Below are 231 nucleotides of genomic sequence, written 5' to 3'. Positions count from 1 at the left end.
GGACTACATCGACCTTGTCGATGGTGTCGTTGATCGTGGTGGTTGCGCCATTACCTGCGACTTCCAGTTTTTCGAAGTTGCCACCAGTGGTCTCGGTGATCTGAACGGTCTGCGTGCTCTTGTCGATGAACACGTCATCAGTAGGGGCGGGCACGGTCACAGTGCCGACGGTCTCGCCAGCTTTGATGGTGATCGACGAGCCGTTATCCAGCTTCAAGGTGACGTCAGTAC

1 protein-coding gene is annotated in these 231 nt (G+C 55.8%); it reads right to left on the bottom strand.

The features are described 5' to 3' along the window. On the bottom strand, window positions 1-231 hold a 231-nt coding region (locus AAEZ22_RS18685), incomplete at both ends, for an immunoglobulin-like domain-containing protein (protein WP_352298598.1).

This window comes from Pseudoalteromonas sp. 20-MNA-CIBAN-0454, from assembly GCF_040308685.1.
Taxonomy (GTDB): domain Bacteria; phylum Pseudomonadota; class Gammaproteobacteria; order Enterobacterales; family Alteromonadaceae; genus Pseudoalteromonas; species Pseudoalteromonas nigrifaciens.
Note: the sequence above shows the minus strand (reverse complement) of the source record. Positions and strands in the feature narration are given on the sequence as shown.